This is a genomic window from Desulfoscipio gibsoniae DSM 7213, from assembly GCF_000233715.2.
Lineage (GTDB): Bacteria > Bacillota > Desulfotomaculia > Desulfotomaculales > Desulfallaceae > Sporotomaculum > Sporotomaculum gibsoniae.
In genome coordinates, this window is the sequence record NC_021184.1 from 3714638 (window position 1) to 3741059 (window position 26422).

General features: G+C 46.5%; 27 protein-coding genes. 15 read left to right on the forward strand and 12 right to left on the reverse strand.

Annotation, left to right across the window (positions count from 1 at the left end; all coding sequences use genetic code 11):
* Positions 1-49 precede the first annotated feature (49 nt).
* The 4 genes from DESGI_RS17595 to DESGI_RS17610 all read right to left on the reverse strand — a co-directional run bounded on the left by DESGI_RS17595 (position 50) and on the right by DESGI_RS17610 (position 3877).
* Positions 50-421, reverse strand: a complete 372-nt coding sequence (locus DESGI_RS17595) for a NifB/NifX family molybdenum-iron cluster-binding protein (protein WP_006520418.1) — start codon at positions 419-421, stop codon at positions 50-52.
* 195 nt (positions 422-616) lie between these two features.
* Positions 617-934: a TusE/DsrC/DsvC family sulfur relay protein gene (locus tag DESGI_RS17600; protein WP_006520419.1), complete on the reverse strand. Its 318-nt coding sequence runs from the start codon at positions 932-934 to the stop codon at positions 617-619.
* A 340-nt stretch (positions 935-1274) separates the two neighbouring features.
* Positions 1275-3029, reverse strand: a complete 1755-nt coding sequence (locus DESGI_RS17605) for a Na/Pi cotransporter family protein (protein WP_006520420.1) — start codon at positions 3027-3029, stop codon at positions 1275-1277.
* Positions 3030-3181: 152 nt separating this feature from the next.
* The gene (locus tag DESGI_RS17610) at positions 3182-3877 is read right to left on the reverse strand and encodes a cell wall hydrolase (RefSeq protein WP_006520421.1); all 696 of its coding nucleotides are present in this window, start codon (positions 3875-3877) and stop codon (positions 3182-3184) included.
* A gap of 133 nt (positions 3878-4010) precedes the next feature.
* Between DESGI_RS17610 and DESGI_RS17615 the strand changes: the two genes are divergently transcribed.
* Entirely contained in the window at positions 4011-5921 is a 1911-nt protein-coding gene (locus DESGI_RS17615) for an ABC-F family ATP-binding cassette domain-containing protein (protein ID WP_006520422.1), read from the forward strand.
* Positions 5922-6044: 123 nt separating this feature from the next.
* On the opposite strand, the gene DESGI_RS17620 is transcribed toward DESGI_RS17615, so the two are convergent.
* Positions 6045-6683, reverse strand: a complete 639-nt coding sequence (locus DESGI_RS17620; RefSeq protein ID WP_006520423.1) for an HAD-IA family hydrolase — start codon at positions 6681-6683, stop codon at positions 6045-6047.
* 300 nt (positions 6684-6983) lie between these two features.
* Here DESGI_RS17620 and DESGI_RS17625 point away from each other — a divergent pair, with 300 nt between their 5' ends.
* The 3 genes from DESGI_RS17625 to DESGI_RS17635 are packed head-to-tail and all read left to right on the forward strand — an operon-like array spanning position 6984 to position 9123.
* Positions 6984-7328, forward strand: coding sequence for a YlbF/YmcA family competence regulator (locus DESGI_RS17625; RefSeq protein ID WP_006520424.1), 345 nt, complete (start codon positions 6984-6986; stop codon positions 7326-7328).
* A gap of 53 nt (positions 7329-7381) precedes the next feature.
* Entirely contained in the window at positions 7382-7906 is a 525-nt protein-coding gene (locus DESGI_RS17630; protein ID WP_006520425.1) for a cation:proton antiporter regulatory subunit, read from the forward strand.
* Positions 7903-9123: a cation:proton antiporter gene (locus DESGI_RS17635; protein WP_006520426.1), complete on the forward strand. Its 1221-nt coding sequence runs from the start codon at positions 7903-7905 to the stop codon at positions 9121-9123. Before DESGI_RS17630 ends, DESGI_RS17635 begins: the two co-directional genes overlap by 4 nt.
* Positions 9124-9300: 177 nt before the next feature.
* On the opposite strand, the gene DESGI_RS17640 is transcribed toward DESGI_RS17635, so the two are convergent.
* Positions 9301-10809, reverse strand: a complete 1509-nt coding sequence (locus DESGI_RS17640) for an SLC13 family permease (protein ID WP_006520427.1) — start codon at positions 10807-10809, stop codon at positions 9301-9303.
* Between the two features lie 337 nt (positions 10810-11146).
* Positions 11147-13297, reverse strand: a complete 2151-nt coding sequence (locus tag DESGI_RS17645) for a Tex family protein (protein WP_006520428.1) — start codon at positions 13295-13297, stop codon at positions 11147-11149.
* A gap of 366 nt (positions 13298-13663) precedes the next feature.
* Here DESGI_RS17645 and DESGI_RS17650 point away from each other — a divergent pair, with 366 nt between their 5' ends.
* Together DESGI_RS17650 and DESGI_RS17655 are read left to right on the forward strand one after the other, a co-directional pair.
* Positions 13664-14215, forward strand: coding sequence for a ferritin-like domain-containing protein (locus DESGI_RS17650; protein WP_006520429.1), 552 nt, complete (start codon positions 13664-13666; stop codon positions 14213-14215).
* A gap of 421 nt (positions 14216-14636) precedes the next feature.
* A complete protein-coding gene (locus DESGI_RS17655) occupies positions 14637-15863 on the forward strand; it encodes an MFS transporter (RefSeq protein WP_006520430.1) in 1227 nt (408 codons plus the stop codon).
* A 259-nt stretch (positions 15864-16122) separates the two neighbouring features.
* On the opposite strand, the gene DESGI_RS17660 is transcribed toward DESGI_RS17655, so the two are convergent.
* Positions 16123-16308 carry a hypothetical protein gene (locus DESGI_RS17660; RefSeq protein WP_006520431.1) on the reverse strand — a complete coding sequence of 62 codons (186 nt, stop codon included), beginning with the start codon at positions 16306-16308 and terminating at the stop codon, positions 16123-16125.
* Positions 16309-16502: 194 nt separating this feature from the next.
* On the opposite strand from DESGI_RS17660, the gene DESGI_RS23305 reads away from it, so the two are divergent.
* Positions 16503-17264 carry a glutaredoxin domain-containing protein gene (locus tag DESGI_RS23305; protein ID WP_006520432.1) on the forward strand — a complete coding sequence of 254 codons (762 nt, stop codon included), beginning with the start codon at positions 16503-16505 and terminating at the stop codon, positions 17262-17264.
* A 29-nt stretch (positions 17265-17293) separates the two neighbouring features.
* Here the strand turns inward: DESGI_RS23305 and DESGI_RS17670 are convergent, their stop codons facing one another.
* Entirely contained in the window at positions 17294-17719 is a 426-nt protein-coding gene (locus tag DESGI_RS17670) for a MarR family winged helix-turn-helix transcriptional regulator (protein ID WP_006520433.1), read from the reverse strand.
* 178 nt (positions 17720-17897) lie between these two features.
* Here DESGI_RS17670 and DESGI_RS17675 point away from each other — a divergent pair, with 178 nt between their 5' ends.
* From DESGI_RS17675 to DESGI_RS17685, 3 genes are read left to right on the forward strand one after another with little or no spacing between them, the layout of a single operon-like run.
* The gene (locus DESGI_RS17675; RefSeq protein ID WP_006520434.1) at positions 17898-18338 is read left to right on the forward strand and encodes a PPC domain-containing DNA-binding protein; all 441 of its coding nucleotides are present in this window, start codon (positions 17898-17900) and stop codon (positions 18336-18338) included.
* A 14-nt stretch (positions 18339-18352) separates the two neighbouring features.
* Positions 18353-18949, forward strand: coding sequence for a 4Fe-4S dicluster domain-containing protein (locus tag DESGI_RS17680; protein ID WP_006520435.1), 597 nt, complete (start codon positions 18353-18355; stop codon positions 18947-18949).
* 11 nt (positions 18950-18960) lie between these two features.
* Positions 18961-19668: a demethylmenaquinone methyltransferase gene (locus DESGI_RS17685; RefSeq protein WP_006520436.1), complete on the forward strand. Its 708-nt coding sequence runs from the start codon at positions 18961-18963 to the stop codon at positions 19666-19668.
* A 128-nt stretch (positions 19669-19796) separates the two neighbouring features.
* On the opposite strand, the gene DESGI_RS17690 is transcribed toward DESGI_RS17685, so the two are convergent.
* The 3 genes from DESGI_RS17690 to DESGI_RS17700 form a co-directional block, all read right to left on the reverse strand.
* Complete coding sequence (locus tag DESGI_RS17690; protein WP_006520437.1) at positions 19797-20549, reverse strand: ABC transporter permease; 753 nt, start codon at positions 20547-20549, stop codon at positions 19797-19799.
* 68 nt (positions 20550-20617) lie between these two features.
* Positions 20618-21358 (reverse strand): ABC transporter ATP-binding protein, encoded by a 741-nt coding sequence (locus DESGI_RS17695; RefSeq protein ID WP_006520438.1) that lies wholly within the window; start codon positions 21356-21358, stop codon positions 20618-20620.
* 23 nt (positions 21359-21381) lie between these two features.
* Positions 21382-22362, reverse strand: a complete 981-nt coding sequence (locus DESGI_RS17700) for an ABC transporter substrate-binding protein (RefSeq protein WP_006520439.1) — start codon at positions 22360-22362, stop codon at positions 21382-21384.
* Positions 22363-22528: 166 nt separating this feature from the next.
* Between DESGI_RS17700 and DESGI_RS25230 the strand changes: the two genes are divergently transcribed.
* The 5 genes from DESGI_RS25230 (at position 22529) to DESGI_RS17720 (ending at position 26399) form a co-directional block, all read left to right on the forward strand.
* A complete protein-coding gene (locus DESGI_RS25230; RefSeq protein ID WP_006520440.1) occupies positions 22529-22669 on the forward strand; it encodes a hypothetical protein in 141 nt (46 codons plus the stop codon).
* A 228-nt stretch (positions 22670-22897) separates the two neighbouring features.
* A complete protein-coding gene (locus DESGI_RS17705; RefSeq protein ID WP_006520441.1) occupies positions 22898-23197 on the forward strand; it encodes a DVU0772 family protein in 300 nt (99 codons plus the stop codon).
* A gap of 121 nt (positions 23198-23318) precedes the next feature.
* The gene (nuoE, locus tag DESGI_RS17710; RefSeq protein ID WP_006520442.1) at positions 23319-23840 is read left to right on the forward strand and encodes an NADH-quinone oxidoreductase subunit NuoE; all 522 of its coding nucleotides are present in this window, start codon (positions 23319-23321) and stop codon (positions 23838-23840) included.
* Positions 23833-25761 (forward strand): NADH-quinone oxidoreductase subunit NuoF, encoded by a 1929-nt coding sequence (locus DESGI_RS17715; RefSeq protein ID WP_006520443.1) that lies wholly within the window; start codon positions 23833-23835, stop codon positions 25759-25761. Before nuoE ends, DESGI_RS17715 begins: the two co-directional genes overlap by 8 nt.
* On the forward strand, positions 25761-26399 hold the full coding sequence (locus DESGI_RS17720) for a 2Fe-2S iron-sulfur cluster-binding protein (protein ID WP_006520444.1): 639 nt from the start codon (positions 25761-25763) through the stop codon (positions 26397-26399). Before DESGI_RS17715 ends, DESGI_RS17720 begins: the two co-directional genes overlap by 1 nt.
* The last annotated feature ends 23 nt before the right edge of the window (positions 26400-26422 follow it).

Below are 26422 nucleotides of genomic sequence, written 5' to 3' on the forward strand. Positions count from 1 at the left end.
AGGTATTATTATATTAACATTCGCTTGATATGGTATATTGACATCCTTATTAATGGCTGCATCCATCACCATGATGCTCGCCGTGATGATGGCAACAAACTTCAGAATTGGTGGGTAATTGGCCCTGCACATATTTATACACAGCTTCTTCAATTTTCCCATTAACTCCGCTAACCACAGTCAAACCCATATTTTTTAATGGCTCCAACGCCCGGGCTCCAATGCCTCCCACGATCACAACATCCACTTGCTCGTCTGTTAACAACCCGGCCAATCCTTCGTGATTATGCTGCAATTGCTCAGATGAAACGATTTTTTTACCTACAATTTCACCCTCTGTCAATTCTACAATAATAAATTCCCTACTTCTGCCAAAGTGCTGGTTAATATGGCCATATTCATGGGGTAAAGCAATTTTCATTTGTAATACCTCCAGTGCAAATTTCAATAATTAAGCATGAAACCCCCTAGCACATTGTTATGTACAAAAAAATATTTTTTCAACATTTGCCCAATTTAAATTTTATTATTTAATGAATGTTATGTCAATATACATTATATCTTAGGGATCAGCAAGAAAAAAAATCCCGCCTCTTGTAGGCGGGTTGCTTTTTTATTATACACAACCGGTGGGCTTGGGCAGACCTGCCAATTTGCATGCGCCTTTGGCCGGACCAGATGGGAATAATTCATAAATTTGTTTTAAACTGTAACCGGTTTGTTTACACATTTTCCTTACCATCGGGGCAACCTGGAACTGCTTGTAATAATCACGCAAGTAATGAATTACTTTCCAATGGTCTTCGGTAAGTTCCTTAATACCTTCGCCTTCGGCAAAGGAGGTCGCTACGCCATCAGTCCATTCATCGGGGTTAAGAACAAAACCGTCCTCATCCAGTTCAATCTGCTTTCCATCTACTTCAAGAAAAGCCATTAATCTTACACCTCCAAAACTATTTGTTAAAATAATTTTTCTCATTTCTCCCCTAAAAAAATTCTTTTATTTTCTATATCTATTTTTAGGGCGAAAAGCTTTTTTGTACTAGCATTATATTATCATTCCATGCCAGGGAGTGCAACAGGTTCATTAACTAAAACAGCACTCATTTTCACGGGTCTTATAAACTGTCGTGCATGATTTGTCGCCAATGAAAACAAATAAGTCCGGTTTAATCCTATTTAGTATTCCCTAATCCACGGTAGATAAACAATCTCAATGCGTACATTATTTAATTACGACAAGCCGGCTTAAATTCCTGCTATTAAATATAAGTTTAATTTTTATTTCTTGCCCCGTCCTCATCCTCGGCTATCCTTTTACTGACTATTTTAACCTCCATGCGCTCTGTGGCTCCCATTTGTCCCAGCACATATTCTGCTATATTGACAGCATGATCACCGACCCGCTCCATATTGCCCAATAAATCCAAAAATACCGAGCCCTCGGTTCCGGTACAAATACCTTCATTCAAGCGCATAATATGGCCTTCCCGAAATTCCTTTTCCAAATTATCTATAATCACTTCGTTTCGGATTACCTGCCTAGCTAAGGTGTGGTCACCAGTTTCCAGAGCTTTTAAAGCAAGTCTAAGGGTTTCACCGGTAAGTTCCGCCATGGAGTGGATACTGGCCAGGGCCTCATCCGAAAACTTAATTTTATGCTCCACACTGTAAATAGCCAGTTCTACAATATTATCCGCATGGTCGCCAATTCTCTCCAGATCATTAACTGCCTGCAATAAAGTTTGGGCGTAATTGGATTGATCCTCATTCATTTTTTTGTTTGAGGATAACTTAACAAGGTAATCAGTGATATTAGTATCAAGCCTGTTGATTAATTCTTCTTTTTGCTCCAGATACATGGGATTAAGCTCCTTGCCCCTGGGATTAAAGAAAAACTGCAAGGACTCCCCGAAAAATTCACTGGCATGCCGCCCCATGCGCATTATCTCCCGGGTAGCCTGCCCCAGAGCCACCGCCGGGTTGGCCAGCAAGCGCGGTTCCAGGTAGCGGGGTTTTATATCGAACTGGGCATCCGCACCGGGCACTAATTTGGTGACTGCCCAGGCCAGGTAGGATACCAACGGCAGTTGAATAAATGTGTTGGTTATATTAAACATACCGTGTGTCTGGGCAATCTGCATTCGGATATTGATTGTTTCCCAAGTGCCTTCAAAGCCGGGTAAAAGCACAAAAAAATAGTTTGTGGCCAGGTGGACCAATTCAGGGAAAATGCCCACCAAAAACAGCGGCAAAAACAAAGCTGTGCCACTCAAGTTAAATAAAGTATGGGTAAGGGCCGCCCGCCGCGCTGCTACTGTTGTGCCAATGGAAGCCAGTAAAGCAGTCACCGTGGTGCCGATATTGTCTCCAAATAAAATAGGCACCGCCTGCACATAAGTAACCGCACCCTGATCGGCCAACTCCTGCAATACACCGATGGTGGCGCTACTGCTTTGTACCACAAATGTAAATATCGTGCCGATTAACACCCCAAGCAGCGGGTTATTCTCTACATTAGTCATTAAATTAAAGAAAACCGGCCAGTCCTTTAACGGCTTAAGACCATCACCCATGACACTCATACCATAAAACAACATGCCGAAGCCAAATAAAACCTGTCCCACATTACCAATTTTTTTATTTTTTATAAAGAATAGCATAATAACACCTATGGCAATAATGGGTAGAGCATAATCCTCCAACTTAAAACCAATCAAGTAAGCAGTCAATGTTGTTCCAATATTGGCGCCCATGATCACACCAATGGCCTGCCTTAAAGTCAATAGCCCGGCATTAACCAGACCTACTGTCAAAACCGTGGTACCACTGCTGCTTTGTATAAGGGCGGTAACTAAGGCCCCGGTAACAACACCGCGCAGCGGCGTCTTGGTCCCCTTCTCCAGAAATTCGCGCATGCGCTCACCGGCCACACTCTGCAAACCTTCAGACATATATTTGATACCAAATAAAAAAATACCCAGGCCGCCCAACGCATAAAACAGCATATCTTGAACCGAAAAAGGCATGGCATGTCCCTCCGCAGATTATTGAAAAATATCACGTTAATTCTATCAAATTAAAAGTTATTTGCCCATGCCTTTACATTTTCTTTACACACAATTAAACTTCACCCACTGAGTTAACATTTTCTTAACGCATTTTTAATAAAGCACGGAATCTAACGAGCAAAGACATGACGACCTATTTGCGCCACCTGTTGGCGCTGCCAAACCCAGGGATTAACCGGCTTTGCCGGGTTCCAAAAATATAGTGCATTGCCGGTGGGATCCTGACCAGACCAGGCATCCCGAGCAGCCCGACGTGAATCAGCACTAATTTCGCGGCCAAATTGCCCGTTCCAAACCGATTCAAATGCTCCCGGCTGAAATATTACTCCCCCTAAAGTATTTGGAAAACTAGCACTATCTATCCGATTTACAATCACGGCCCCAACGGCAACTCTACCCAGGTAAGGCTCATTAGCAGCTTCACTCTCTATAATAGCCGAGAGCAGAAAAACATCTTCCCTGGGAATATCCTCAGCCACCGGTTTAAAAAGTAATAAATGTGTTTTTTCATCCAGCACGCCCCGAGCTGCAATTTTGTTCCGCCCTTGAAATCTGCGCACGGATTGAACGGTATCCCGATCATAATAACCCGTCACTTGTCCCTCGTATAAATTATATTGCTTTAATTTTCGCTGCACTTGTGCCACGTCACTACCCCGGTCACCCCAGGATAGTACACGCCGTTCACCCGCCTGCAAATCCCGGGCGGCTATAAGCAAAACAGCAACAAACACTACCCCGCATAAAATCCTCAGTATCCTGGGCTTTAATAATGGCAATGTTGTTTTTGTATTACCATTATGCATTTTATGCACTCCCAAAAATCGCACAAATTATTATTATCCTTTTCATTTTCAATCCTGGTCATACAAAAATAACTTTTGCTTGTTTACAACCATAGAGGTAGGGTAAACTTTATGGGTATGGGAGTGATGGTTAGTGATAGTATTACAGGCGTCACATATTTATAAATCCTTTGGCGGCACACAATTGCTCAAAGACGTTACCCTGGCCGTTCGGGAAGGAGAAAAAATCGGGCTAGTGGGAAGAAACGGAGCAGGGAAAACCACCTTGCTAAAAATCCTTACCGGGCAGCTACCCCCTGACGCCGGGGAAATCATACGCCCCAAAACAATCACCCTGGGCTATCTGGCCCAGCAGGGCGGCCTACAGTCAAACCGCACAATTTGGGAGGAATTGCTGTCAGCATTTGCCCACCACACAGCTATGGAGGAGAAGTTACGCAACTTGGAAATTACCATGGGAAGACCGGAATACACAGCCAACCCGGCCATGCTAAAAAAAGTCACTGAAGAATATACCGGCTTGCGGGAAACATTCGCCAGAAACGGCGGCTATGAGTATCGTGCCGCCATCCGTGGTGTGCTGCACGGACTACAATTCGGTGAAGAATATTACAACATATCTGTGGACCAGCTAAGCGGCGGCGAAAAAACACGCCTTGCTCTGGCCAAGCTGTTGTTAACCAAACCCGAGGTGCTGATATTGGACGAACCCACCAATTACCTGGACATGGAAACCATGGGCTGGCTGGAAAAATATCTACAAACATACCCCGGCGCTATTTTAGCGGTTTCCCATGACCGTTACTTTTTGGACACTGTCGCAAAAGCGGTTTATGAATTAGAATTTTCCCGTCTGAAGCGCTATAACGGTAATTATTCCCGCTATCTTGTTTTAAAAGCTGAGGAATTGGAACAGCAAGCCAAACAATACCGCAAACAGCAGGAAGAGATTACCCGTCTCCAAGATTTCGTCAGGCGCAATATCGCCCGGGCGTCCACCACTGGAAGGGCTAAAAGCAAACAAAAATTGTTAGAAAAAATTAAGCCTCTTGAAAAACCGCACTCAGACGATAAAAAAATCAATGTATCCATGGGCACAGTCCGATCCAGCGGCAAAGAGGTAATGACTGTTAAAGATTTAAAGATAGGTTATCAAGGTCATGCGGTGGCCAGCAATCTAACTTTTAGTATATTTCGTGGTGAACGGGTAGCGCTGCTGGGGCCAAACGGCACCGGCAAAACTACACTGCTAAAAACGCTGGCCGAAATATTGCCCCCCATATCGGGCTCAATCAACAAAGGTTATCATGTTAGCACAGGTTATTATGAACAAGAACAAAAACATATGGCCGGCAATAAACAGGTTATTTATGAGCTGTGGGACGAATTTCCTCAATTCGATGAGCAGACCGTGCGCACAATTTTAGGAAGTTTCTTATTTAGTGGAGAAGATGTACTTAAATATGTAGGCGAGTTAAGCGGCGGTGAAAAAGCCAGGCTTGCTCTGGCCAAGCTAATGTGCAGGCAGGCTAATTTTTTAATGTTGGACGAACCCACCAGTCACCTGGACATACTGGGCAACGAAGCCATGGAAAATGCATTGCTACAATACCCGGGCACTTTGCTGTTTGTTTCCCACGACCGCTACTTCATAAATAAGATAGCCACCCGGATTATTGAGCTTACTCAAACCGGCGTAAATAGTTACCTGGGTAACTTTGATGATTATCAAAGCAAAAAGGCCGCTGAAGCCAGGAATCAGCAACCAGAAAGCCGGGACAGCGAAACAACCAGTGAAACAAAAAAGCATTACCTCCAGCGCAAGGAAAAACAGCGGGAAGAGAGAAGGAAACAGCGTCGCACGGAGGAACTGGAAAAACTGATTAACGATGTTGAAGTAAACATTAAACACCTGGAGCAGCAGCTATTTCTACCTGAAGTATATAACGACCATAAGGCCTACCAGCAGAAAAACTCTGAATTGGAAGAACTTCACAAACAGCTGGAAGAGTATATGGAAGAATGGGTGGAATTAACCGGGTAATTGCAACCCAAAGCTCTGCTTAAGTAAACATATGCACAGTGAACTACCCCTGCCTTTTGCAAACTCACAGACGGGGATTTCCCGGCGGAGGAGTTGAATATACCTACCCTGGCCGGGCTTAACTTACAACCCCTTTAAAATCGCAGCCAGCTCCGGCCATGTGTCTGCGATAAAGTCCGGACCGCAGGCTTGCAATTCTTCCCGGGAAGCCATACCCCAGGATACCCCAACGGTAATTACCCCGGCGTTACGTCCAGATTCAATGTCATAGTAACTATCTCCTACAAATACAGCTTGCTCCGGGCTGGCCCCCAATTTGCCCAAACCTCGCAGCACGGGCTCGCCGTGGGGTTTAGGTTTCTCAACATCCTCCAAAGCAACCAGATGCTTTAGGTAGCGATTAAGACCGGTTACATCAATGCCCCGCTCGGCCATGGGACGGCGTTTAGATGTCACCACCCCCATACCTTGCACTAATGGCTTAATTTCATCCAGCGTTTCCAGGGCCCCTTTATATACTTTGATATATTGATCATGTAACGTCAACTGATGGTTAATGTAGTTATTAAATAACTCCTGCCACCTTTCCCCGGCAAATTGCCTGCATGCATCACGCAGAGGTAAGCCTACTGTCTTCATAACCGCACCATTTTCCCAGGGAATATTCATTTGTTTAAAAACATGATAAAAGGCAGCCTCAATGAGCGGCAGTGAATCAAGCAATGTCCCGTCAAGGTCAAACAATACATAATCCCTTAGCATATCTGTTCTCCTTACTTTTTAGTGATACTTTTCAACTAAAAGTATATCACGACATAATTCTTTTAAATGGTTTTTTACAGGGTAATTTTTTATCATAGATTTTTATTATAACAGAATGGATATAATGATGCACCAACTGCATATCAGCAGCTGCATAACAAAAAAACAAACATTAACTTTAGTTCCTTGTCCGACCGTGGTATAATACTGCTGTATGTTAATTTGGAGCAGGTTTGCCAAGGTGATAATATATTGCCATTGGACCATATTAAATTTATATATTTTATAAGGAGGTAACTAATGTCCCAAGACGTATTTGAAAAAGCCACAGCACTGGGTAATAGTATTATAGATTCCGAGGAGTTCAAAGAAATACAAAAAAGGGAAAAGGATATGCTTGGTGACCCTGACGCCCAGAATTTACTAAAAAAATTCCATGAACTCCAAAGTATACAAAAGGAAAAACAAAAAAAAGGTGACCAATTAACCCCGGAAGAGGCCAAAGAGTTCGAACGGGTACAGCTTAAAATAGTTGAGAACAAGGCCATTAAAGCATTCTCAGAGGCCCAAAATAAATTTCAGTCCATGATGAACCAGGTGATGAAAATCATAAAAGAAGCCGGAGTAAGTAAAATTAAGGAATAAGGCGGGTTTATCCCGCTTTTTTTAATATTTATAAAACTGGGGGTAGTTTACCAATGTCAGTTATTAAAGAAGCCGAGTTACCAGGGCTGGGTAAAAAATATGCAGTTACCCTGGAAAACGGTGACCAGGTAGTGATTGTAATCCATGATGAAGGCAACCGGGAGGTTTATTATTTCCCCACTGGCGAAGATGATCCCATCGCCTCCGTAACTATGACGGACCAGGAAGCCCGGCAGGTAGGGTCCATCATCAGCGGTTCTTTTTATCAGCCCCGCTTACTGGAGAAGTTAGAAACAGCTGTGGCGGAATTACATATTGAATGGCTACAGGTAGAGCCAAGTTCGGAGTTGTCGGGCAAGAGCATCGGAACACTGGGCTTACGCAAAAACCTGGGCATTATTGTCATCGCTGCCATTGAAGATAAACACAAGGGCCGGCAAGCAAAAACCTATATCAACCCGGGCCCCTCCTATGTTTTTACACCGGGCCATACCATCGTGGTAGCCGGCACTAAAGAAAAAATGAACGAATTTGAGCGCCTTTTAAACAATAGTTCGAAAGAAGTCGATGCCAATTGAACACTGATTTGATACTGAACCTGGGGCTGTCCTTTACATTTATCACCCTGGCCATTTACATATCCAATAAAATTAAGTTCTCTTCCATTCCTTTTTTGATAATGGCCGGTATGCTCGTAGGACCGCACGCCCCAGAGGCCTTGGGTACGTCACTGGCTATCGTGCATAAAACTGAATCAATTGACTTGTTGGCACGTCTTGGGGTACTGTTGATGCTCTTTTACTTGGGATTGGAATTCTCCACCAGCAAACTGGCCGCCGCAGGTTCATCTTTAATAAAGGGCGGCACTGTCTATGTAGGTCTGAACTTTGTGAGGGGTGTAATTTTTGGCTGGATTTTTTTCCAGGCCTGGCCTGAGGCATTTGTTGTAGCAGGCATCACAGGCATTTCCAGCAGTGCCATAATTACAAAGCTGCTAGTGGATTTAAAAAGAACCGCCAACCCCGAAACGGAATTCATACTGGGCATTATGGTGTTTGAGGATGTCTTTCTAGCCATATACTTATCGGTTCTTTCCGGTTTGCTTTTCAGCAAAGGCGATGTGGAGCTGCTTAATATATTGCCCGGGATGGTGCTAATATTCGTCTTTATAATATCCATAATCGTGCTGGGAAAGCGCATTGGAAAGCTATTGGAACCCAGATTGTCCGTCAAGTCGGCGGAAAGTTTTGTGGTTATTATTTTCACCTTGCTGCTTTTAACCGCTATACTGGTGGAAACCATTCACATAGCGGAAGCTATTGGGGCACTGCTGCTTGGGCTGGTTCTGGCGGAAACCATTCATTCCAAGAGGGTTATTCAATTCATCAGTCCTATGCGGGATCTTTTCGGTGCTGTGTTTTTCTTTTCCTTCGGGCTGGACATAGATTACCGTCTTTTTGGCGGTGCCGTATCTATCACATTGGCCGCCGTATTAATGACCGTGCTGGGTAACATTATCACCGGGCTGCTAGCCTCCTGGCTGGCCGGGTACAAAAGCAAGCGTGGATTTAACGTAGCATTCACTATCATAGCCCGGGGCGAATTTGCCATTATCGTGGCCAGCCTGGCCGCAACTGCCGGGGTTAGCGAAATACTACCCGCCTTTGCGGCTCTTTATGTGTTGATATTAGCCTTTATCAGCCCGGTGCTGGCCAAAAATTCCCGGTTATTATACGAGAAATATAGCAAGTTCAGCGATTATTTTTTCAAACCAGGTACGCAGAAAACAAACTAAAAGTTTGAAGTAATACACACTAATGGACGACTTGCTTTTCTGCCCAGGTTTTTTGTTCAGTTCTACTTACTCAAATGCAACCAAAAACCAAAATAACCTGTTAATATTAAAAAAAGCAATTGTTGTGTTGATTACAACAACTGCTTTTTTGTATTAGCATAAACTAGGAGTTACAAGCTATTTAACCAGGGCCGGTACACCCAACAAGGGCCATACCACTAAGGCGAATACCGCTACCATAACCAGGGCCAGGATGGTGAATGGAACACCTATCATGAAGAATTGACCGGTGGTGAATTGCTTAGACTGGTAAGCAATAGCGTTGGGCGCTGCCCCTACCAGTAACATGTAGGGCAGAGCAGCCATAGCTAGGGATGAGTAAAGAATCAAGTACGGGTTAACCCCTAGATACTCAGCCATCACCAGGGCCACCGGCATTGTAATGGCAATTGCCGCCACGTTCATAATAAAGTTGGTCATGATGATCACTAGAAAGGCAATGGCCACCACAAAAACCAGCCAGTTGGCATTTTGGAACATGGTCAGCCAATGTATGGCCATCCACTCGGCGGCACCGGTCACCCATAAGCAGGTGCCGATACTCATGGCACCACCAAACAGCAGCACTATGTTCCAAGGAATACTTTTTTCAAGGTCCTCCACAGTAAACAGCTTAGTCATAAACATTATAATTGCCGCTACCAATATGGGTATACTTCTGCTTAAATCTTTAATGGCCGGGATAAACTGCTGGGTTGCCAGCACAGTCACCACAGCCAGGGCCAGCACGATAACAAAAATCTCTTTACCTGTCATGGGTCCCATTTGTGAATAAACTTCATCCACTTTCTTTTTTAGACCATCTATTTTATTCTGTTCCGGCTTAAAGAACACATAGCAGAGCAAGAACCAGGTTATGCCCACCATTATTATGCCAAAAGGCGCCATAACCAATGAGTACTCCAGAAAACCAATATCAATACCGGTGAATTCTTTGAAAAATCCCAAGGCCACCGGACCGCGGGCTGCACCCAACAAGGTAATCATACTACCGGCACCGGCAGCGTACGCCATACCTATAAACATTGCTTTACCAAAATTAGAAGGCACGTCTTCTTTACCATACATACTCATAATGACCAGCATCAGCGGGAACATGGTCGCAGCTACGGCGGTATGGGCCATCAACAATGTTAATACCATGGTAACCATAAACACGCCTAACAATATTTTACGTGAATCTTCGCCTACGACTGACAACATCTTGAAGGCCAACCGGGTTGTTACACCTGCTTTGGTAAAAGCTACGCCGAGCAGCAGTGAACCTAATATAAACAGCACCGACGGGTCCATAAATACGGCAAAAGCTTCACTGGCCGGGCGGATCATAAAAGCCGCCTGCATCACGCCGATGGTTAGACTGGTTACACCAATAGGTATTACTTCAAACACCCACCATACACCGGCCAGCAGGAAAAGTCCAATGGCCAACTGCGCCTGTCGCGATAATTCAAATGCTTTACCCGTGGGGTCTACAGCCGGCGGAAGTTGGGGCAGGAAATAAAAAAGTGCAAATAACCCAATACCCAATATTGCAAAGGCTATTCTTTTCCACTCGCCGGATAAGTCATTAATTTGTTCGGCTTTAGCGGATGCGCTAATGGTTGCTTGTGTGGTATTACTCATTTAACCACCCCCATATAAATTAACCAGGCCCATTGTCATTTAGTTAAATAATTAACAATCAACGGTAGTGAAATATATCACTATATGAATTATAAGTCCGGATTAATTCAGGTTAATTCCCACTACCCCCCCTTTGTATTTTATTTTACTTTTGTTACCCAGTATCAGTCCCTGCATCAATTTAGGTTTGTGCATTATGTAACTTACTAAGATTATATTTAATTCTCAAACTTTTTGCAACTACTTTTTGTCACTACACTAAAAGTTTTCAAAAAAAACAGGACCATACCAAAGCCAAATGCCCATGTGAATTAGTTAACATATCCATAGTTGCGGATTACATCCGCATTGACAAAGATATTCTATGGCGTGCGACATCAACCTCGAGAACGCGGACGTTAACCACATCTCCCACCGAAACAACATCCATCGGGTGACGCACATAACCTTCGGCCAGCTCTGAAATATGCACCAGACCATCATTTTTAACACCAATATCCACAAAGGCACCAAAATCCACCACATTGCGCACGGTACCTTTAAGCAACATCCCTGGTTGGAGGTCTTCTATACTAAGAACATCGACCCGGAAAACCGGCGGGGGCAGTTCCTCACGAGGGTCACGGCCGGGACGCATCAAACTTTCCACTATATCCCGCAAAGTTGGAACCCCGGCATCCAGCTGCTCCGCCACAGTCTCAACATTTAGCACCACCAGTTTGGTGCGCAAAATCGGACGACCGATATCCGTTATTTGTAAACCTAAAAAATCCAATAATTTAGCCGTTAAGGGATAGGACTCCGGGTGAATGGGCGTAGCGTCAAGCAGGTTTTCCCCACCACTGATGCGCAAAAAACCCACACACTGTTCAAAGGTTTTAGGACCTAACCGGGGTACCAGCGACAGTTGGCGGCGGTTTATAAACCGGCCGTTTTGCTCCCGGTGGTGCACGATGTTTTCCGCCACCACAGCATTGATTCCAGCCACATACCCAAGCAGTGAAGCCGATGCAGTGTTTAAATCAACGCCAACGTAGTTGACGGCTGATTCCACCACTTTAGCTAGGCTTTCATTCAGTTGCTTGGGTGCAACATCGTGCTGATATTGACCTACACCAACAGCCCGGGGTTCAATTTTCACCAGCTCAGCCAGCGGGTCTTGTAGACGCCGCGCAATTGATACAGCGCTGCGGGCGGACACATCTAAATCGGGAAATTCCCTGGCGGCCAACTCAGATGCTGAATAAACGCTGGCCCCAGCCTCACTGACAATGGTGTAAGCCAATCCCGGCTGATTTTGTTTTTTTATAAAATCGGCCACAAACTGCTCTGTTTCCCTGGAGGCAGTACCATTGCCGATAGTGATTACTTGTACTGCGTACTGTTTAACCACCCGTGCCAACTCTGCTTCGGCCTCAACTATCTTTTTTTGTGGCGGCGTGGGGTAAACAACGCCTGTTTCCAGTAATTTGCCGGTCTCATCCACCACTGCCCACTTACATCCTGTCCGGTAGGCAGGATCAATTGCCAGTACCACCACATCTCGCACCGGAGGCTGCATCAGCAGGCTGCGCAGGTTGCGGGCAAAAACCTGTACGGCCCGTGACTCAGCTTCTTCTGTCAATTCACTGCGGATATCACGTTCCACAGCCGGTGCCACCAGCCTTTTATAGGCATCCGCCACAGCCCTTTGCACCAGACTTGAAGTAACAGCTTCCTGTTTAACAAAACGGCGATATAACCAATTGAACACTACATCCTCATTCACTTGCACCGCCACTTTCAGGTATTCCTCACGCTCACCCCGGTTAATAGCCAGCACCCGGTGCGGCACCACTTTGCGCACCGGTTCCTGGTAGTCATAATACATCCGGTAAACTGATTCAGGTCGGGCATCCCGGGCCCGGGTTACCAGTAGACCTTGGCGACGGGTATAATCCCGCACCCAGCCTCGCACATCAGGATCATCAGCCACCTGTTCGGCCACTATATCCATTGCTCCCTGTAGTGCGTCCTCCACTGTGAGCACCGCATCCGACAAATAATCACCGGCCTCGTTCTTGGGGTTACCAGCCTGCGGAAAAGTAAGAAGATATTCGGCCAACGGCGCCAATCCCCGCTCCCGGGCCACCCCGGCCCGGGTTTTGCGTTTCTGCCGGAAGGGCCGGTATAAGTCCTCCACCTCGGTTAACTTAACAGCATTAATAATACGTATCCGGAGTTCTTCGGTAAGCTTACCCTGTTCCGCAATAAGACGAAGCACCTCGGCTTTGCGCTGATCCAAATGACGGTGAAATTTTACCAGCTCTTCTACATGGCGTATCTGCACTTCATCAAGCTCACCGGTTGCTTCTTTACGGTAACGGGCGATAAAAGGAACGGTGTTTCCTTCTTCCAGCAGCTGAACAGTTCTCTCCACTTTATACCTAGGTATACCGGTCTCCCGGGCCACAATTTGCAAAATATCATTCGACACTACGTTTGTCATAAGGTCTTCCCCTTCCCGAGTATTATATATCCTAAAAATCTAACATAGGCAATGCCCTTTTAGAAATGGTATTTCAATTATAAGGCACAAACACTAATTTACCAATGTCGGCTCGACCATGTAAACTCAACGACATAACACTAACACGATAGTACAAATCATCCAACATAACATATTTAAACAACAGTTAGCTATTCCTAACGGCACCTTTCATACTTTATCGATACCGTAATGCATAATTAACGCTTCTAATTTATTATCTGAAGCCATATGCTTTACTAATGTTACCTTGTGGTTTTTTGCCACAGAACGGGGTAACCCGTCTTGCGGCAATAACCAATCCGGCTAACCTTGGGAGGTGTTTTATTGACCCAGAACAACACTAATCAAACCAATACCAGTAATGCACACTTACACAGGTGGTGCGCCCTGCCCACACCGTATCCGGAATTAAGGGTACAAAGACCCAATCGTTATTACGCTGAACTGCTGCTGGAGGATTATGCCGGTCAAGTTAGCGAAACCACCGCTATCAATCAGTACTTTCACCACCACATCGTCTTTGAGGAAAAGTTTGCCGACCTTGCAGAACTGGAAGAATGCATTTCTATAATTGAAATGTGGCACCTGGAAATGCTGGGCGAAACCATTCGCCTGCTGGGCGTGGATCCTCAGTTACGCACCCTGACTAATAATAAAGCAACCTACTGGTGCGGTAATTTTGTATATTACGGGAACTCGGTTTGTGACCGGCTGGCCGCCGACGTGGCCGCGGAAAAATCCGCCATCGAGCAATACCGTAAGCACCAGCATTTAATTAATGATCCGTTTATCGTAGAAATGCTGGAAAGATTTATTATGGACGAACAGCACCACCTGCGACTGTTTACCGAGGCAATGGACAAATATTGTAAGTAATGCCATGAAATACGGCATACTTATTTTATGCCTTCCCACCTAAGCTGCATCCCAAGGCGGAGGGTTATAATCGGTTACATTAAGGCGCATTAACCGCCAGGGTTAATACGCCTTTTTTGCCCGCCGGTCTTTTTGCTATCTCTGTTATCTCTATCCAACTTTGGGACTTCACAGAGACATCATTAAATAAGCGCTTTTTAACTTATAACGGGTAAATACTATAAAATTATGACGTATAGGTGATACGCCATGATAACACCCTTGCGAGTTATCTCTGCTATCAAAACTAAATATATTTATCACCGATTTTGTCATTTATCTGATATTTAAAAGGGTTTTTAGATTAAATGATGAAGAATACACAACGCAGATATATAGTTACAACAATATTACATTATTTTCAACGAAAGGGTTTACGCATATGAAAATGAACAAAAAAATACTGGCCCTGCTGGGCACAGGCCATGCCATGACCGACATCAACCAGGGCGCGCTGCCCATGATGCTGGCCTTTTTACAGCCCGTATTCGCGCTTAGTCAGCTACAGGTGGGTATGGTAATGATGGCTTTCAATTTAAGCTCTTCGGTGATTCAACCGGTATTCGGCATTCTTAGCGACCGGTTCCGGGCAGCCTGGCTGATCCCCCTGGGATGCTTGCTGGCCGGTGCGGGTATGGCATTGACCGGGTTTAGCATTAGTTATCCGGTACTGCTGCTGGTGTCATTGGTTAGCGGACTAGGGGTGGCTGCCTATCATCCCGAGGGCTCCAAGTATGCCCGCCTGGCCAGCGGGACACGCAAAGCAACAGGCATGTCCATGTTTTCAGTGGGTGGTAACCTGGGCTTTGCGGCTGGCCCGGTGCTGGCCACTTTTTTCTTCGGTTTGGCCGGTTTGCAAGGCTCGGCAGGTTTTTTAGCCTTAAACGGCATTATGGCTTTGCTGCTCTGGCTTTCTCTGTCCAGTATAACGGCTAATCCGGTCGGCGCAGTTGATAAGACTGCCTCGCAAGTTAAGGGCGGTGCCGCAAAGAATTCACCAATTGTTAACCCCACCCAAAAGGCAAGTACGGGTAGGGCATGGTTTGTACTTCCAATGGCCCTGCTGGTTACGGTAGTCATTATGCGGTCTTTTGTGCACTTTGGTCTGGTTACTTTTTTACCCCAATATTACGTGCATTACCTGCAACATAGCGAAAAGTATGCCGCCGCTATTACCTCGATATTCCTATTTGCCGGAGTTTTCGGTACTATAGTAGGCGGACCGGCAGCCGACCGCTGGGGGCTGAAAAGTGTCATCACCGCGTCCATGGCCTCGCTTATACCTATGCTGTACTTATTTGTGCACTTAGGCGGCGCCTGGACAACCATAATAGTAGCTCTGATGGGTTTTGCGGTCATATCGACCTTTGCCGTAACAGTGGTTTTGGGTCAGGAAATGATGCCCAATAATGTCGGCCTGGCCTCAGGGCTGATGCTGGGCTTCGGCATAGGCATGGGCGGGGTGGGTGCCACCCTGCTGGGCTGGGTGGCGGACAAGTGGGGATTGCCTGCAGTTTTTGAAACAATGATCATCTTTCCGGTAATTGGTCTGCTGCTGGCTTTACTGCTGCCCGGCCGGGAAGAGCTGGCTAAAAGACAGCAGGCATAAACAATTACACATTATCTCCGACGGAGAAAGGGCCTTTCGCAGGAGTTGTAAGTTTTCCAGGCATGGGGGATTTGGCCATTACTCGGGGAATGCTTAAATGGTTTGGTCTCTGAAAACGCTGCGCGGGAGCAGTATGGAGTGATAACGGATGATGATAATTAATCTAACCCCATGTATTCATTGAATATCTCCCAATAGTAAAATATCAGAAAGCCAATAGGCCTTCTGATATTTTTTTAATATATTGGTTTTATAACTATTAATTTTTGCTCCGGGGATCGTTGCCGCCCATAATAAATTCCAAAGGCAAGTTTCGAAAAGCTCTGGATGCATTGATCATTTTGGACTGGTTATCGCTTTCACTATCGAATTCCTGGACTTCAGTTAACCGGTCTTCAAATTCCTGGTTATCTAATAGTTTGTTATCCTTTTCCTTTTTCGACATGACATACCTCCTGATTTAAGCTCTTTGATTAAATGTACCGAAAAAACCTTTGATTACTAGATCTTACCACAGTAACAATGATAGAAACATTGCAAATTAATAACAGGTAGCATATTAACTTATCTTGAGCATACTAACAAAAAATTATTATAGATGTTCTAACAGATTTTTTATTTTTTATGGAGGTATATCTAATGAATATAAAACCCAAACGTTCCTATGCCTGGTCATTACTTGTGCTTTTCCTGATCATCGGTTGGATCTACCCAGTGGTGGGCATAATGGCCCTGGTGTGCATGTTGGCCCCTATTATTGTGGCCCTGGTTTCCGGCAAAAGAAAATGGTGTGCCTTGTTTTGCCCTCGGGGTATATTCAGTGATGTTATACTGGCCAAAATCAGTCGCCACCGCAAAGCCCCTGCCTTTTCAACATCAAATTATTTTAAAATAGGCTTTTTAATTTTTTTAATGGCCAATCTGATTTGGGGCATCGCCAACGCAGGCGGCAATTTGGTGGCCATAGGACTGGTTTTTGTCAGGTTGGTATCTCTCACCACCGCCATAGCCATTGTGCTGGGTTATATTTATAGCCAAAGGACCTGGTGTGGCTTTTGCCCAATGGGTTTTTTAGCCACCTTAAGCATCAAAGCCAGGCGTTTTTTCAAAGCACCACGCCAGGCGCCTCAACAGTCTACGATAGATAAACCCGGGGTAGTATTGTATACCGGTGATCAATGTCCGGCCTGCGATGGGGTCAAAGAAATGCTGCGGGATCTTAAGGTTGCTTTCAAAGAGATTAATATTGACCATGACAGAAGGGTAAGGGAAGCCATGATAGCTAATCATAACAGCGCCTCCGTACCCACCCTGGTTGTGAACGGTAGGTCCGTTAGTAACATTAAAAAAGAAAATTTGGCAAAACTTTTGTCCCCCAAAGATACGCCTATGGCCGGGTAACGGCTTTTAAATAGATGAGGATTACCTGCTCAAATAATTTTTGCTATTATTCTTTTTAAAAACTCCATTTCTTCAGCCGATAAATTCTTAGTCAACTTTGCCAGTATATTTTTAAACATCATTTCAAATTTAACCATGATATCCCGGCATAACCCGTCACCTTTTTCAGTCAATCTAACTATCACCACACGACGATCTTTCATGCTCCTGGTTCTTTCTACCAACTGTTTCTGCTCTAGGCGGTCAATGATCGAGGTAGTGGTGCTTAAGGGCATATTCAACTGTCTGCTAATATCGCTAACCTTCAATTGACTGGCCCTATCCAGAAGCAAAAGGATAATAATCTCTGTTTTTGACAAAGCTAAGTCAACTTCAAGCCATTCCATGGGCGAATATAAACTGCCTAAATTATTAAAGGTAAATTCCAGGTATTTATGAAATATAGTCTTTTCCATAGTGCCGCCCTTCTAGATAATTCATTCTTCGTATTATTCACTTATAAGATAATTTAATTATAAGGAAAAGTCAAGCTGCTGGTGTTGCTGGCATGTTCCGGGTGTCTATTAAGATTTACTCGACCATGATATACTGTTAAGTGATTAGTACCGGTATAGGGAAAGGAACGGATGATAGATGCAATATGCGCAAGGAAAAGTGGGCCGTGTCTTTGTTGCCCGGGTAGAGCACGGGGATGACTTGCTCGCAGAATTAAAGAAGCTAGCCGAGCAAGAAAGTATCCAGGCGGGCATTTTTTATACCATTGGTGCGATGAAAGAAGCCTCCCTGGTGGCCGGTCCCAAAGCATGCACCCGCCCCCCGGAAACAGTGTGGCGTCATTTTGACGACTGCCGTGAAATCATCGGCATAGGCACAATTTTTGAGGATAACGGTGTACCGGCACTGCACCTGCACGGTACCCTGGGCAAGGGTGACATCGCTTTAATGGGCTGTCTAAGGGGCGAGTCGGAGGTCTATCTGGTGGTGGAAGTAATTATTCTCGAATTATTAGGCACCGGGGCCATTAGGAAATTCGATGCAGCATCCGAACTTAAAATGCTCAGCTTTATAAAGTGAATTGAGGTTTTAGAATGAATCTTTTTACCATAAAAAAATGCCGCAACTGCCCCAACCGGTTGGTGAATTTGGACAAGTTGGAGAACCAATTGCAGCAAGTTATGGACAGCTGCCAATTTAACATTCGCACAGGGGCCAGGATAAATAAAGAACGCCCTCTGCATCACCAAATGTTTCACCTGGCCCTGGCCGGCTGTCCCAATTCCTGCAGCCGGCCCCAGATTAAAGACTTTGGCGTACAGGGGCAGGCCGTCCCGGAAGTGGGCGATGGATGCAGCAAATGCGGTGCCTGTATCGACGCATGCGCAGAGGCTGCCATAAGCATGGCGGAGGAAAAGGCAGCCATTGACCGCAGCGTCTGCCTTAATTGCGGGCAGTGCGCCCGCGCCTGCCCTACGAAGGCATTGCAGTTAAACAAGGTGGGTTACAAAGTGCTGGCCGGGGGCAAACTGGGACGGCACCCCCGTTTGGCCACCGAATTAATGGCTATGGCCACTACAGAGGAAGTGGAGGTATTGCTTAAACGCTGCGTCGAACTGTTTATTAATGAAGGTCGGCCCGGTGAGAGGTTTGGCAGCGTACTGAACCGAACTGATAAAGATTTTAATTAGAAGGGAAATTTATGCATCAATTGAAAGAAGAACGCGTACACGATGTTTTCGAATCCATTTCAGACAAATACGACTTTATGAATTCAGTGATCAGCTTTCAAAGGCACAAAGCCTGGCGCAGGGATACCATGCAACGCATGCGGGTGCAAAAAGGCCAAAAGGCGCTGGACGTATGCTGCGGAACAGCCGACTGGACCATTGCCCTGGCCGAAGCCGTCGGTCCGGGCGGAACAGTATACGGACTGGATTTCAGCCAGAATATGCTTCAAATCGGGCGGGAAAAAGTACGGGACCGGAATCTGCAACACATACAGCTTATCCACGGCAATGCCATGGCGTTGCCCTTTGATGATAATTCATTCGACCACGTGACTATCGGCTTCGGTCTGCGCAATGTCCCGGACTACCTGCAGGTTCTGCGGGAAATGAGACGGGTGGCCAGGCCGGGCGGCCAGGTAGTCTGTTTGGAAACCTCCCAGCCCACCATGCCGGTGTTCCGGCAATTATATTATGTATATTTTGGCTATGTGATGCCGTTTTTGGGCAAGCTGCTGGCCAGAAGCTACCAGCAATACTCCTGGCTCCAAGAATCAGCCAAGGATTTCCCGGGGCGCCGGGAACTGGCAAATATATTCCGGCAAGCCGGTCTGGTTGATATAGAAGTTAAGGCGTATACCGGGGGAGTAGCCGCCATGCACCTGGGGCGTAAGCCAAAATAATTAATAAAGACGTTATACATTGTTCGTTGAAACATGCATAACGTCTTTTTTGTCTGTGTTTCTACATATAGGCAATATTGACACGGGGATATCCAAGCACTCGGGGCAAGCAAGAACCGTCCTCGCTATTATAGGTATTTCCAGGGACATAGCCTGTGCTCCAGGTAGTCGAGAATCATGTAAATAACGAAGCCCAGCAAACCCATGGCGATAATGCCGGCAAACATTTCTTGGAAAGCATACCGAGACCAAGCATCCAGCAGATAATAGCCTAATCCCTCCCGGCTAACGATGGTTTCCGAAAAAAATAAGATGGCAATAGACGTACCAGACGCAATTCGCAATGATGTGAGCACCTCGGGCAACACCGCCGGCCACACCACGTGCTTGTATATATCCCACTGGCGTGCACCAAGCGATTTAATGGAGTTAATCACAGCTGCATTAATACCCCGGGCGGCATCTCTTATAGGGACCAGGATTTGAAAAAAAACCACCAGGGTTATTAGGGTAATTTTGGATATGTCCCCGATACCAAGGAGCACCATGAGTACCGGCAGAAAAACAATTTTGGGCACCGGGTATACCAGGTACAAAACGGGAGCCACATAGCGGTCCAACTTCGCCTCCCGACCCAGCACCATACCCAAAGGTATAGCTATGGCCAGGGATATAACCAGGCTTACCAGCACCCGGTAGCTGCTAATGATAAAATGCCGCCATAAATCACGCGTCAATTCCTGAAAAAACGTAGCAAATGCCGGGAGCGGCCCGGGCAGGGCGGGGTTGTCCAGCACGACGGCCAGCAACTTCCAACCCAGCAGCAAACTGGCTATGGAAACTATGATAGCCAATAAATTATTATATTTTTGTTTATGCATCAGAATTTTACCTCGATACACAATGGCAGTGTTTTTATTCAAATCCAGTTTAAAGGAGGAAAACCACCTCACGGCACCAGTTTTTCACGCAATACCGTAGTCAGCGTGTGAAATTGGGCTGATTTTCGGTAACCGGGCTCCCCTACCCGGGGATTATCCACAATATCTAAAATCCGCCCGGGATGGCCAGACATCACGATAATTTGCTGCCCCAGGAAAATGGCTTCTTCTATACTGTGGGTTACCAGTACAATAGTCATTCGCTTGCTTTGCCATATCTGCAGCATTTGTCTCTGCAGTCTTTCCCGGGTCAAAGCGTCCAGCGAAGAAAACGGCTCGTCCATTAACAGCAGGTCGGGCTCTAGTGCCAGGGCCCGGGCTATACCGATGCGCTGCCGCTGGCCACCGCTAAGCTGAGAGGGGTAACGATCTTGAAGTTCCCACAGCCCCACTTCAGCAAGCACCCGTTTAACCACGGCATGTTTTTGTTCCCCTTTCACCCCCCTGATCTCCAGACCCAGGCCCACGTTATCAAAAACCTTTTTCCGGGGCAATAATCCGTAATCCTGCAAGATAAGAGCCGTCTGTCTGCGCAGAGGTGCCACAGGCTCTGTATCCACCAGCACCTTACCATTGAATTTTCCCAGCAAACCTGACAACACGTATAACAAGGTTGACTTGCCACAGCCCGAAGGGCCGATAATCGCGCAGGTGCTGCCACGGGGAATATTAAATGATATTTCCCGCAAGGCGGGCACCACTTTTTGCTGCTGATAATAGTCCACCGATAGATCGGTTACTTCAACCATTAATAATCGTTCCAAGGAATTTATCACTTACTGATAACCCGCCCGTCTACCAAATCATCATAGTTTAGTTCTTTTTGCAGCAAGTCATGGTCTTTCATCCAAGTAATGGTTCTTTCCAGGCTGTCCTTATCCGGCAGCCCGGGTGCTGAAAAATGCAATGCCAGGGGATGTTCATTACTTGATAGCACGTCCGCAGGAACCTTAGCCTTTTCGGTTAAAAGGGTCTCATACTGCAGTGGATCTGACTGTAAATCTTCCACCGCCCGGGTATAAGCCCGTATTAATTTCTGCATCCCCACCAGTTTGGTATCCAGAGTTTCTTTGCGCACAATTACCACTGTTTGCGCAACAGTGTTTTCTGTGTTGTCCACCACAAGCCGGGCTCCCTTAATTTCCGCCAGGGTGGCGAAAGGATCGGGCAAAGCAGCCGCTTTTACCTGTCCATTTAAAAGGGCATCCATCCGTATAGGCAATTTAACTATATTAGTTTTATCAATTTCCCCGGGCTGCAAACCCCGGGCACCCAGCAAACTATCGGTGATGTATTCATTGATGGTGTTCAGGGAAAGGGCGATGGGTACATTCTTTAAATGTTCCGGGCTTGTGATACCCGACCGAGGAGCCGCCAGAATGGCAAAACGGTTTTCCCCCGGCACAGCACCCTGGGCCACGCATACAGCCCGCACTGGAGTACCCCCGTTGTTCATAGCGGCCACAGCCAGCAGGTCACCAACACCAGCGTCTATCTGCCCGGCAATAAAAGCACTGTCCCTCTCCAACGCACTGGGAAATGGCACCAGTTCCACTTCCAAACCTTCTTCCGTGAAATAGCCTTTTTCCTCGGCCACCCAGAAGGGCAAGTTATCTGTAATCGGCATCATGCCCACCTTAATAAGGGCCGGTTTTCCCCCAGCCGACTGTGGTTCAGGGCCGCCGCAGCCGCTTATGACAAGTAATAAACCCACAATTAGCCCAATAACAGCTGTTTTTCCACGCAAATACAATTAGTTTCCCTCCTATATATGCATAGGCGCTTTTATTTAACCTCACTCAACATTTCTATTTTAACAATTTAAATCCTGCCTCTACATTTTTTCACCTACACAAAAACATAATCAGGCATTAAAAAAGACAAAATAATAATAACCTTAATTAGCAAGGAGGATTTTTGTGAAGGGTGTAAAAAGAAACAATAAAGCTAAAAACAATACTCCCACGTATAACCAGGGTTTAACCAGAAAAGATGAACTTGACAGGGTCAGGGGATTTTCTACTATCGTTGACCCTGAGCGGGGCCCGTCCAATAAGTAATAGTTTCTATTATGCCCGCCCGGGCCACGGTTGTTTAAAACTACGGTGCCGGGCGGTGCTTTGCTGCTATAACTGCCTTCGCCGACTAGTCTGCCGCATGTTTGGGACTCTATTGGCTTAAACCAATGCAACCCCAAATAAACGATTCCTCAGTGTGTTTTTTGCATATTTTCATAATCCATGCTACAATGCGATTAATTATAATATCTTAAGGAAGGTGACATTAATATGGATATATTCACGGAAATAAAGGATCAGATTTTATGGGATTTTCGTTTGGAAAATGAAAATAAAAACAGGCAACCGGGTTATGCCTTTGTTATAGATGTCTTTGAACAAACCCCCCGGGTGGCCCTGTACATTATTAAAAAACATTTAAGCAAAACCCAAACCCTGCCGGATGATCAACAACCACCCCGGGATATACTGCTAAAAGCACTGGAAGAGCAAAACGTTGATTTGAAATACGCTAATATTTATAATATCAACCAGCAAATACGACAGTGGCTGGAACAAAATATTTTCTGACATATGTCAAAAACCATATCGTAACATATGGATTCTTTAATCTAGTTATGCTATAATTAACATGTTAACTTATTAGCTAAGCTCTCCGAATTTTCAATAATTTTACATTGGGGCGATGATTATGAAAATAACAGAAGAAGAAAAGAAAATAGCTATCGAAACAACCCGGCAGTTGCTATCCACATATAATGACAGCCGGGGAAACCTGATACCCGTATTGCAGCAAGTACAAAACAAATTGGGTTATGTGCCGGCGGTGGCCATGGAAGAAGCAGCCGCCCATTTCAATGTACCGGCCGTCGATGTTTATGGGGTAATCACCTTTTATAATCAGTTCCGCCTTACCCCGCCGGGTAAAAACCAGGTCAAAATTTGCATGGGTACGGCCTGTCACATGAGGGGCGCGCATATTATCCAGGAATCCTGGGAACGGCGCCTCAACATCAAGATGGGCGAAACCACCGAAGACAGAGAATATAGCTTGGAGCGGGTGGCCTGCGTGGGCTGCTGCACCATGGCACCGGTGGTGCTGATTAATGAAGAGGTACACGGCAAAATAACTCCTACCAGAGTTGATGGTCTCATATTTGCGCATCAACTGGATAAGCAGAAAGCGAAAGAAGGTGCTGCCCAAGATGAGTAATCAATATGCCGCCGCTGCAGCAGCATTTGCCAAACTACAGGAACACGCTCAAAAAGATTGGGCACGTTTAAAGGAAAAACCATTGATATTAATCGGTGCCGCCACTTGCGGCCGGGCCGCAGGTGCTCTCACTCTACTGGAAGAAGTAAAAAATGAGCTGGCCCGGCTTAACCTGGACGCTAACGTACTGGAAGTAGGCTGCATGGGTCACTGTTATGCTGAACCCATCATGGTCATTTATAACGAAGGGTTCCCGGCCATCTGCTATGGGTATGTAACCGAGGGGGTGGGAGCAAGAATAGTGCGGGATTACCTCACCGAAGGCGACCCCGGTATTGAATTCGCACTGGCGGCCCTGGAGCCCAATGATATGTTCCCCACTTTTGCTGATTTTCCCCGGGGCATCCATGAAAATAAGATAGTATTGGAACAATGCGGTTTTATTGATCCTCAAAATATTGATCATTATATTGCCACCGGGGGCTATGCAGCATTAACCAAAGCATTGGGCATGACATCTGAGGAAATCATCACTACCATTAAAGACTCCGGGCTGCGCGGGCGCGGCGGAGCCGGTTTCCCCACCGGCGTCAAGTGGCAAACCTGCCTGAGTGCCCCCGGCACAACCAAGTACGTGATTTGCAACGCCGATGAAGGTGACCCCGGCGCTTTTATGGACCGGACTATTCTCGAATCCAACCCACACCTGATGATAGAGGGATTGGCCATTGCCGCCCTGGCTGTAGGGGCAGCCAAGGGGTACGTTTATATCAGAGCCGAGTATCCCCTGGCCGTGGAGCGGGTAGCCCTGGCCATTGAACAGGCCCGGGACAGAGGCCTTTTGGGCGATTGTATTTTAGGCAGTAATAACAGTTTGGACATAGAAATATTCCAGGGCTCGGGGGCCTTTGTGTGTGGTGAGGAATCCGCGCTGATTGCCTCTATGGAGGGCCAACCCGGTATACCCAGACACCGCCCGCCTTTTCCTGCCCAAGCCGGATTATGGGGGCAACCCACAATAATCAACAACGTAAAATCACTGTCCTATGTGCCGCACATCGTTAAAAACGGTGCGGCCTGGTTCACCAGCATAGGTTCAGAGAAGAACCCGGGCACGGCCATTTTCGCTCTAGCCGGTAAAGTGGTAAACACCGGCCTGGCCGAAGTACCTATGAGCACTACTTTAAATGAATTAATTAACGAAGTGGGCAGTGGCATTGCAGGAGGTAAAAAATTCAAAGCGGTCCAAATCGGCGGGCCTTCCGGCGGCTGCCTGCCCGAGTCGGCCATGGACACCCCTATAGACTTTGACTCACTGACCCAGGCGGGAGCCATGATGGGCTCCGGCGGCATGGTGGTGCTGGATGAAGATGATTGCATGGTAGAGATCGCCAGGTTCTTCCTGGACTTTACCCAGCAGGAATCCTGCGGCAAATGCACATTCTGCCGCCTGGGCACCAAACACATGCTGGATATATTGGAGAGGATCACCAAGGGACAGGGTAAGCCGGAAGATATCGACACCCTCACCGAGCTGGCCGCCAAAGTCAAGGCGGGCTCGCTATGCAGCCTGGGCAAGACAGCGCCTAACCCGGTGCTGAGCACCATCAAATACTTCCGGGAAGAGTACGAGGCACATATCAATGAAGGGCGCTGCCCGTCTAAAATGTGCAAAGAATTAATTGCCTATTACATTTTACCTGATAAGTGCGAGCGCTCCTGCGATGCCTGTGTGGGTAGCTGCCCGGTGGAGGCCATCCACGACAATGAGGACCGGATCAAGGTTATTGACCAGGAAAAATGCGTCAAGTGTGACAGCTGCTTGGTGGCCTGCCCGCCCCAATATAAGGCTGTAGTCAAATTGTCACCGCCTCACCTAGTTTTAGAAAAAGATAAGGAATACAGGGAGGGGAAAAAATAATGGCAGAAACAGTAACCTTAACTATCGACGGTCGCCAAATCCATGCTGCGCAGGGTGAAATACTGCTCTGGGTGGCCCTGGACAACGATATATACATTCCCCACCTGTGCGCGGACCGGGAGGAGGAACACCCCACTGCCTCTTGCAGGCTGTGTTTCGTTGAAGTAGAAGGCCGTCCGGCCCCGGTGCCGGCCTGCACACTGCCGGTAACCGAAGGCCTGGTGGTAAAAACCCGCAGCCCGCAGGTAGACGGCCTGGTGGCAGCCGGATTTGAACTTATTATGTCCAATCACCGCCTGGACTGTAAAAATTGTTCGGCCAACGGCAACTGCGAGTTACAGCGTATCGCCAAAACCCGCAAGCTGCGCCTGAAGCCGAAAAACCTGCCGGTGCTGGATAAAAATCTCCCGGTGGATGATAGCGCAACCACCTTCGCTTACGACCCCAATAAATGCGTACTCTGCGGCCAGTGCATCAGGGCTTGCCGGCGCAGCGGAAATGGCACCTTAGGTTTTGCCCGGCGCGGCTACTTGCGTGTGGTCACCACCTTTGGTGATATGCCCCTGGGTGAGAGCAACTGCACAGAGTGCGGTGCATGTGTCAAGGTTTGCCCGGTGGGGGCGCTGGCTAAAAAATAATACTTGATTATTTATGTGATTTA

What these genes read in the sequence shown, in the direction of transcription:
- DESGI_RS17595 (WP_006520418.1), bottom strand. Translation starts at nt 421, where the DNA reads ATGAAAATTGCTTTACCCCATGAATATGGCCATATTAACCAGCACTTT.
- DESGI_RS17600 (WP_006520419.1), bottom strand. Translation starts at nt 934, where the DNA reads ATGGCTTTTCTTGAAGTAGATGGAAAGCAGATTGAACTGGATGAGGAC.
- DESGI_RS17605 (WP_006520420.1), bottom strand. Translation starts at nt 3,029, where the DNA reads ATGCCTTTTTCGGTTCAAGATATGCTGTTTTATGCGTTGGGCGGCCTG.
- DESGI_RS17610 (WP_006520421.1), bottom strand. Translation starts at nt 3,877, where the DNA reads ATGCATAATGGTAATACAAAAACAACATTGCCATTATTAAAGCCCAGG.
- DESGI_RS17620 (WP_006520423.1), bottom strand. Translation starts at nt 6,683, where the DNA reads ATGCTAAGGGATTATGTATTGTTTGACCTTGACGGGACATTGCTTGAT.
- DESGI_RS17625 (WP_006520424.1), top strand. Translation starts at nt 6,984, where the DNA reads ATGTCCCAAGACGTATTTGAAAAAGCCACAGCACTGGGTAATAGTATT.
- DESGI_RS17630 (WP_006520425.1), top strand. Translation starts at nt 7,382, where the DNA reads ATGTCAGTTATTAAAGAAGCCGAGTTACCAGGGCTGGGTAAAAAATAT.
- DESGI_RS17640 (WP_006520427.1), bottom strand. Translation starts at nt 10,809, where the DNA reads ATGAGTAATACCACACAAGCAACCATTAGCGCATCCGCTAAAGCCGAA.
- DESGI_RS17645 (WP_006520428.1), bottom strand. Translation starts at nt 13,297, where the DNA reads ATGACAAACGTAGTGTCGAATGATATTTTGCAAATTGTGGCCCGGGAG.
- DESGI_RS17655 (WP_006520430.1), top strand. Translation starts at nt 14,637, where the DNA reads ATGAAAATGAACAAAAAAATACTGGCCCTGCTGGGCACAGGCCATGCC.
- DESGI_RS17660 (WP_006520431.1), bottom strand. Translation starts at nt 16,308, where the DNA reads ATGTCGAAAAAGGAAAAGGATAACAAACTATTAGATAACCAGGAATTT.
- DESGI_RS23305 (WP_006520432.1), top strand. Translation starts at nt 16,503, where the DNA reads ATGAATATAAAACCCAAACGTTCCTATGCCTGGTCATTACTTGTGCTT.
- DESGI_RS17670 (WP_006520433.1), bottom strand. Translation starts at nt 17,719, where the DNA reads ATGGAAAAGACTATATTTCATAAATACCTGGAATTTACCTTTAATAAT.
- DESGI_RS17675 (WP_006520434.1), top strand. Translation starts at nt 17,898, where the DNA reads ATGCAATATGCGCAAGGAAAAGTGGGCCGTGTCTTTGTTGCCCGGGTA.
- DESGI_RS17680 (WP_006520435.1), top strand. Translation starts at nt 18,353, where the DNA reads ATGAATCTTTTTACCATAAAAAAATGCCGCAACTGCCCCAACCGGTTG.
- DESGI_RS17685 (WP_006520436.1), top strand. Translation starts at nt 18,961, where the DNA reads ATGCATCAATTGAAAGAAGAACGCGTACACGATGTTTTCGAATCCATT.
- DESGI_RS17690 (WP_006520437.1), bottom strand. Translation starts at nt 20,549, where the DNA reads ATGCATAAACAAAAATATAATAATTTATTGGCTATCATAGTTTCCATA.
- DESGI_RS17695 (WP_006520438.1), bottom strand. Translation starts at nt 21,358, where the DNA reads ATGGTTGAAGTAACCGATCTATCGGTGGACTATTATCAGCAGCAAAAA.
- DESGI_RS17705 (WP_006520441.1), top strand. Translation starts at nt 22,898, where the DNA reads ATGGATATATTCACGGAAATAAAGGATCAGATTTTATGGGATTTTCGT.
- nuoE (WP_006520442.1), top strand. Translation starts at nt 23,319, where the DNA reads ATGAAAATAACAGAAGAAGAAAAGAAAATAGCTATCGAAACAACCCGG.
- DESGI_RS17715 (WP_006520443.1), top strand. Translation starts at nt 23,833, where the DNA reads ATGAGTAATCAATATGCCGCCGCTGCAGCAGCATTTGCCAAACTACAG.
- DESGI_RS17720 (WP_006520444.1), top strand. Translation starts at nt 25,761, where the DNA reads ATGGCAGAAACAGTAACCTTAACTATCGACGGTCGCCAAATCCATGCT.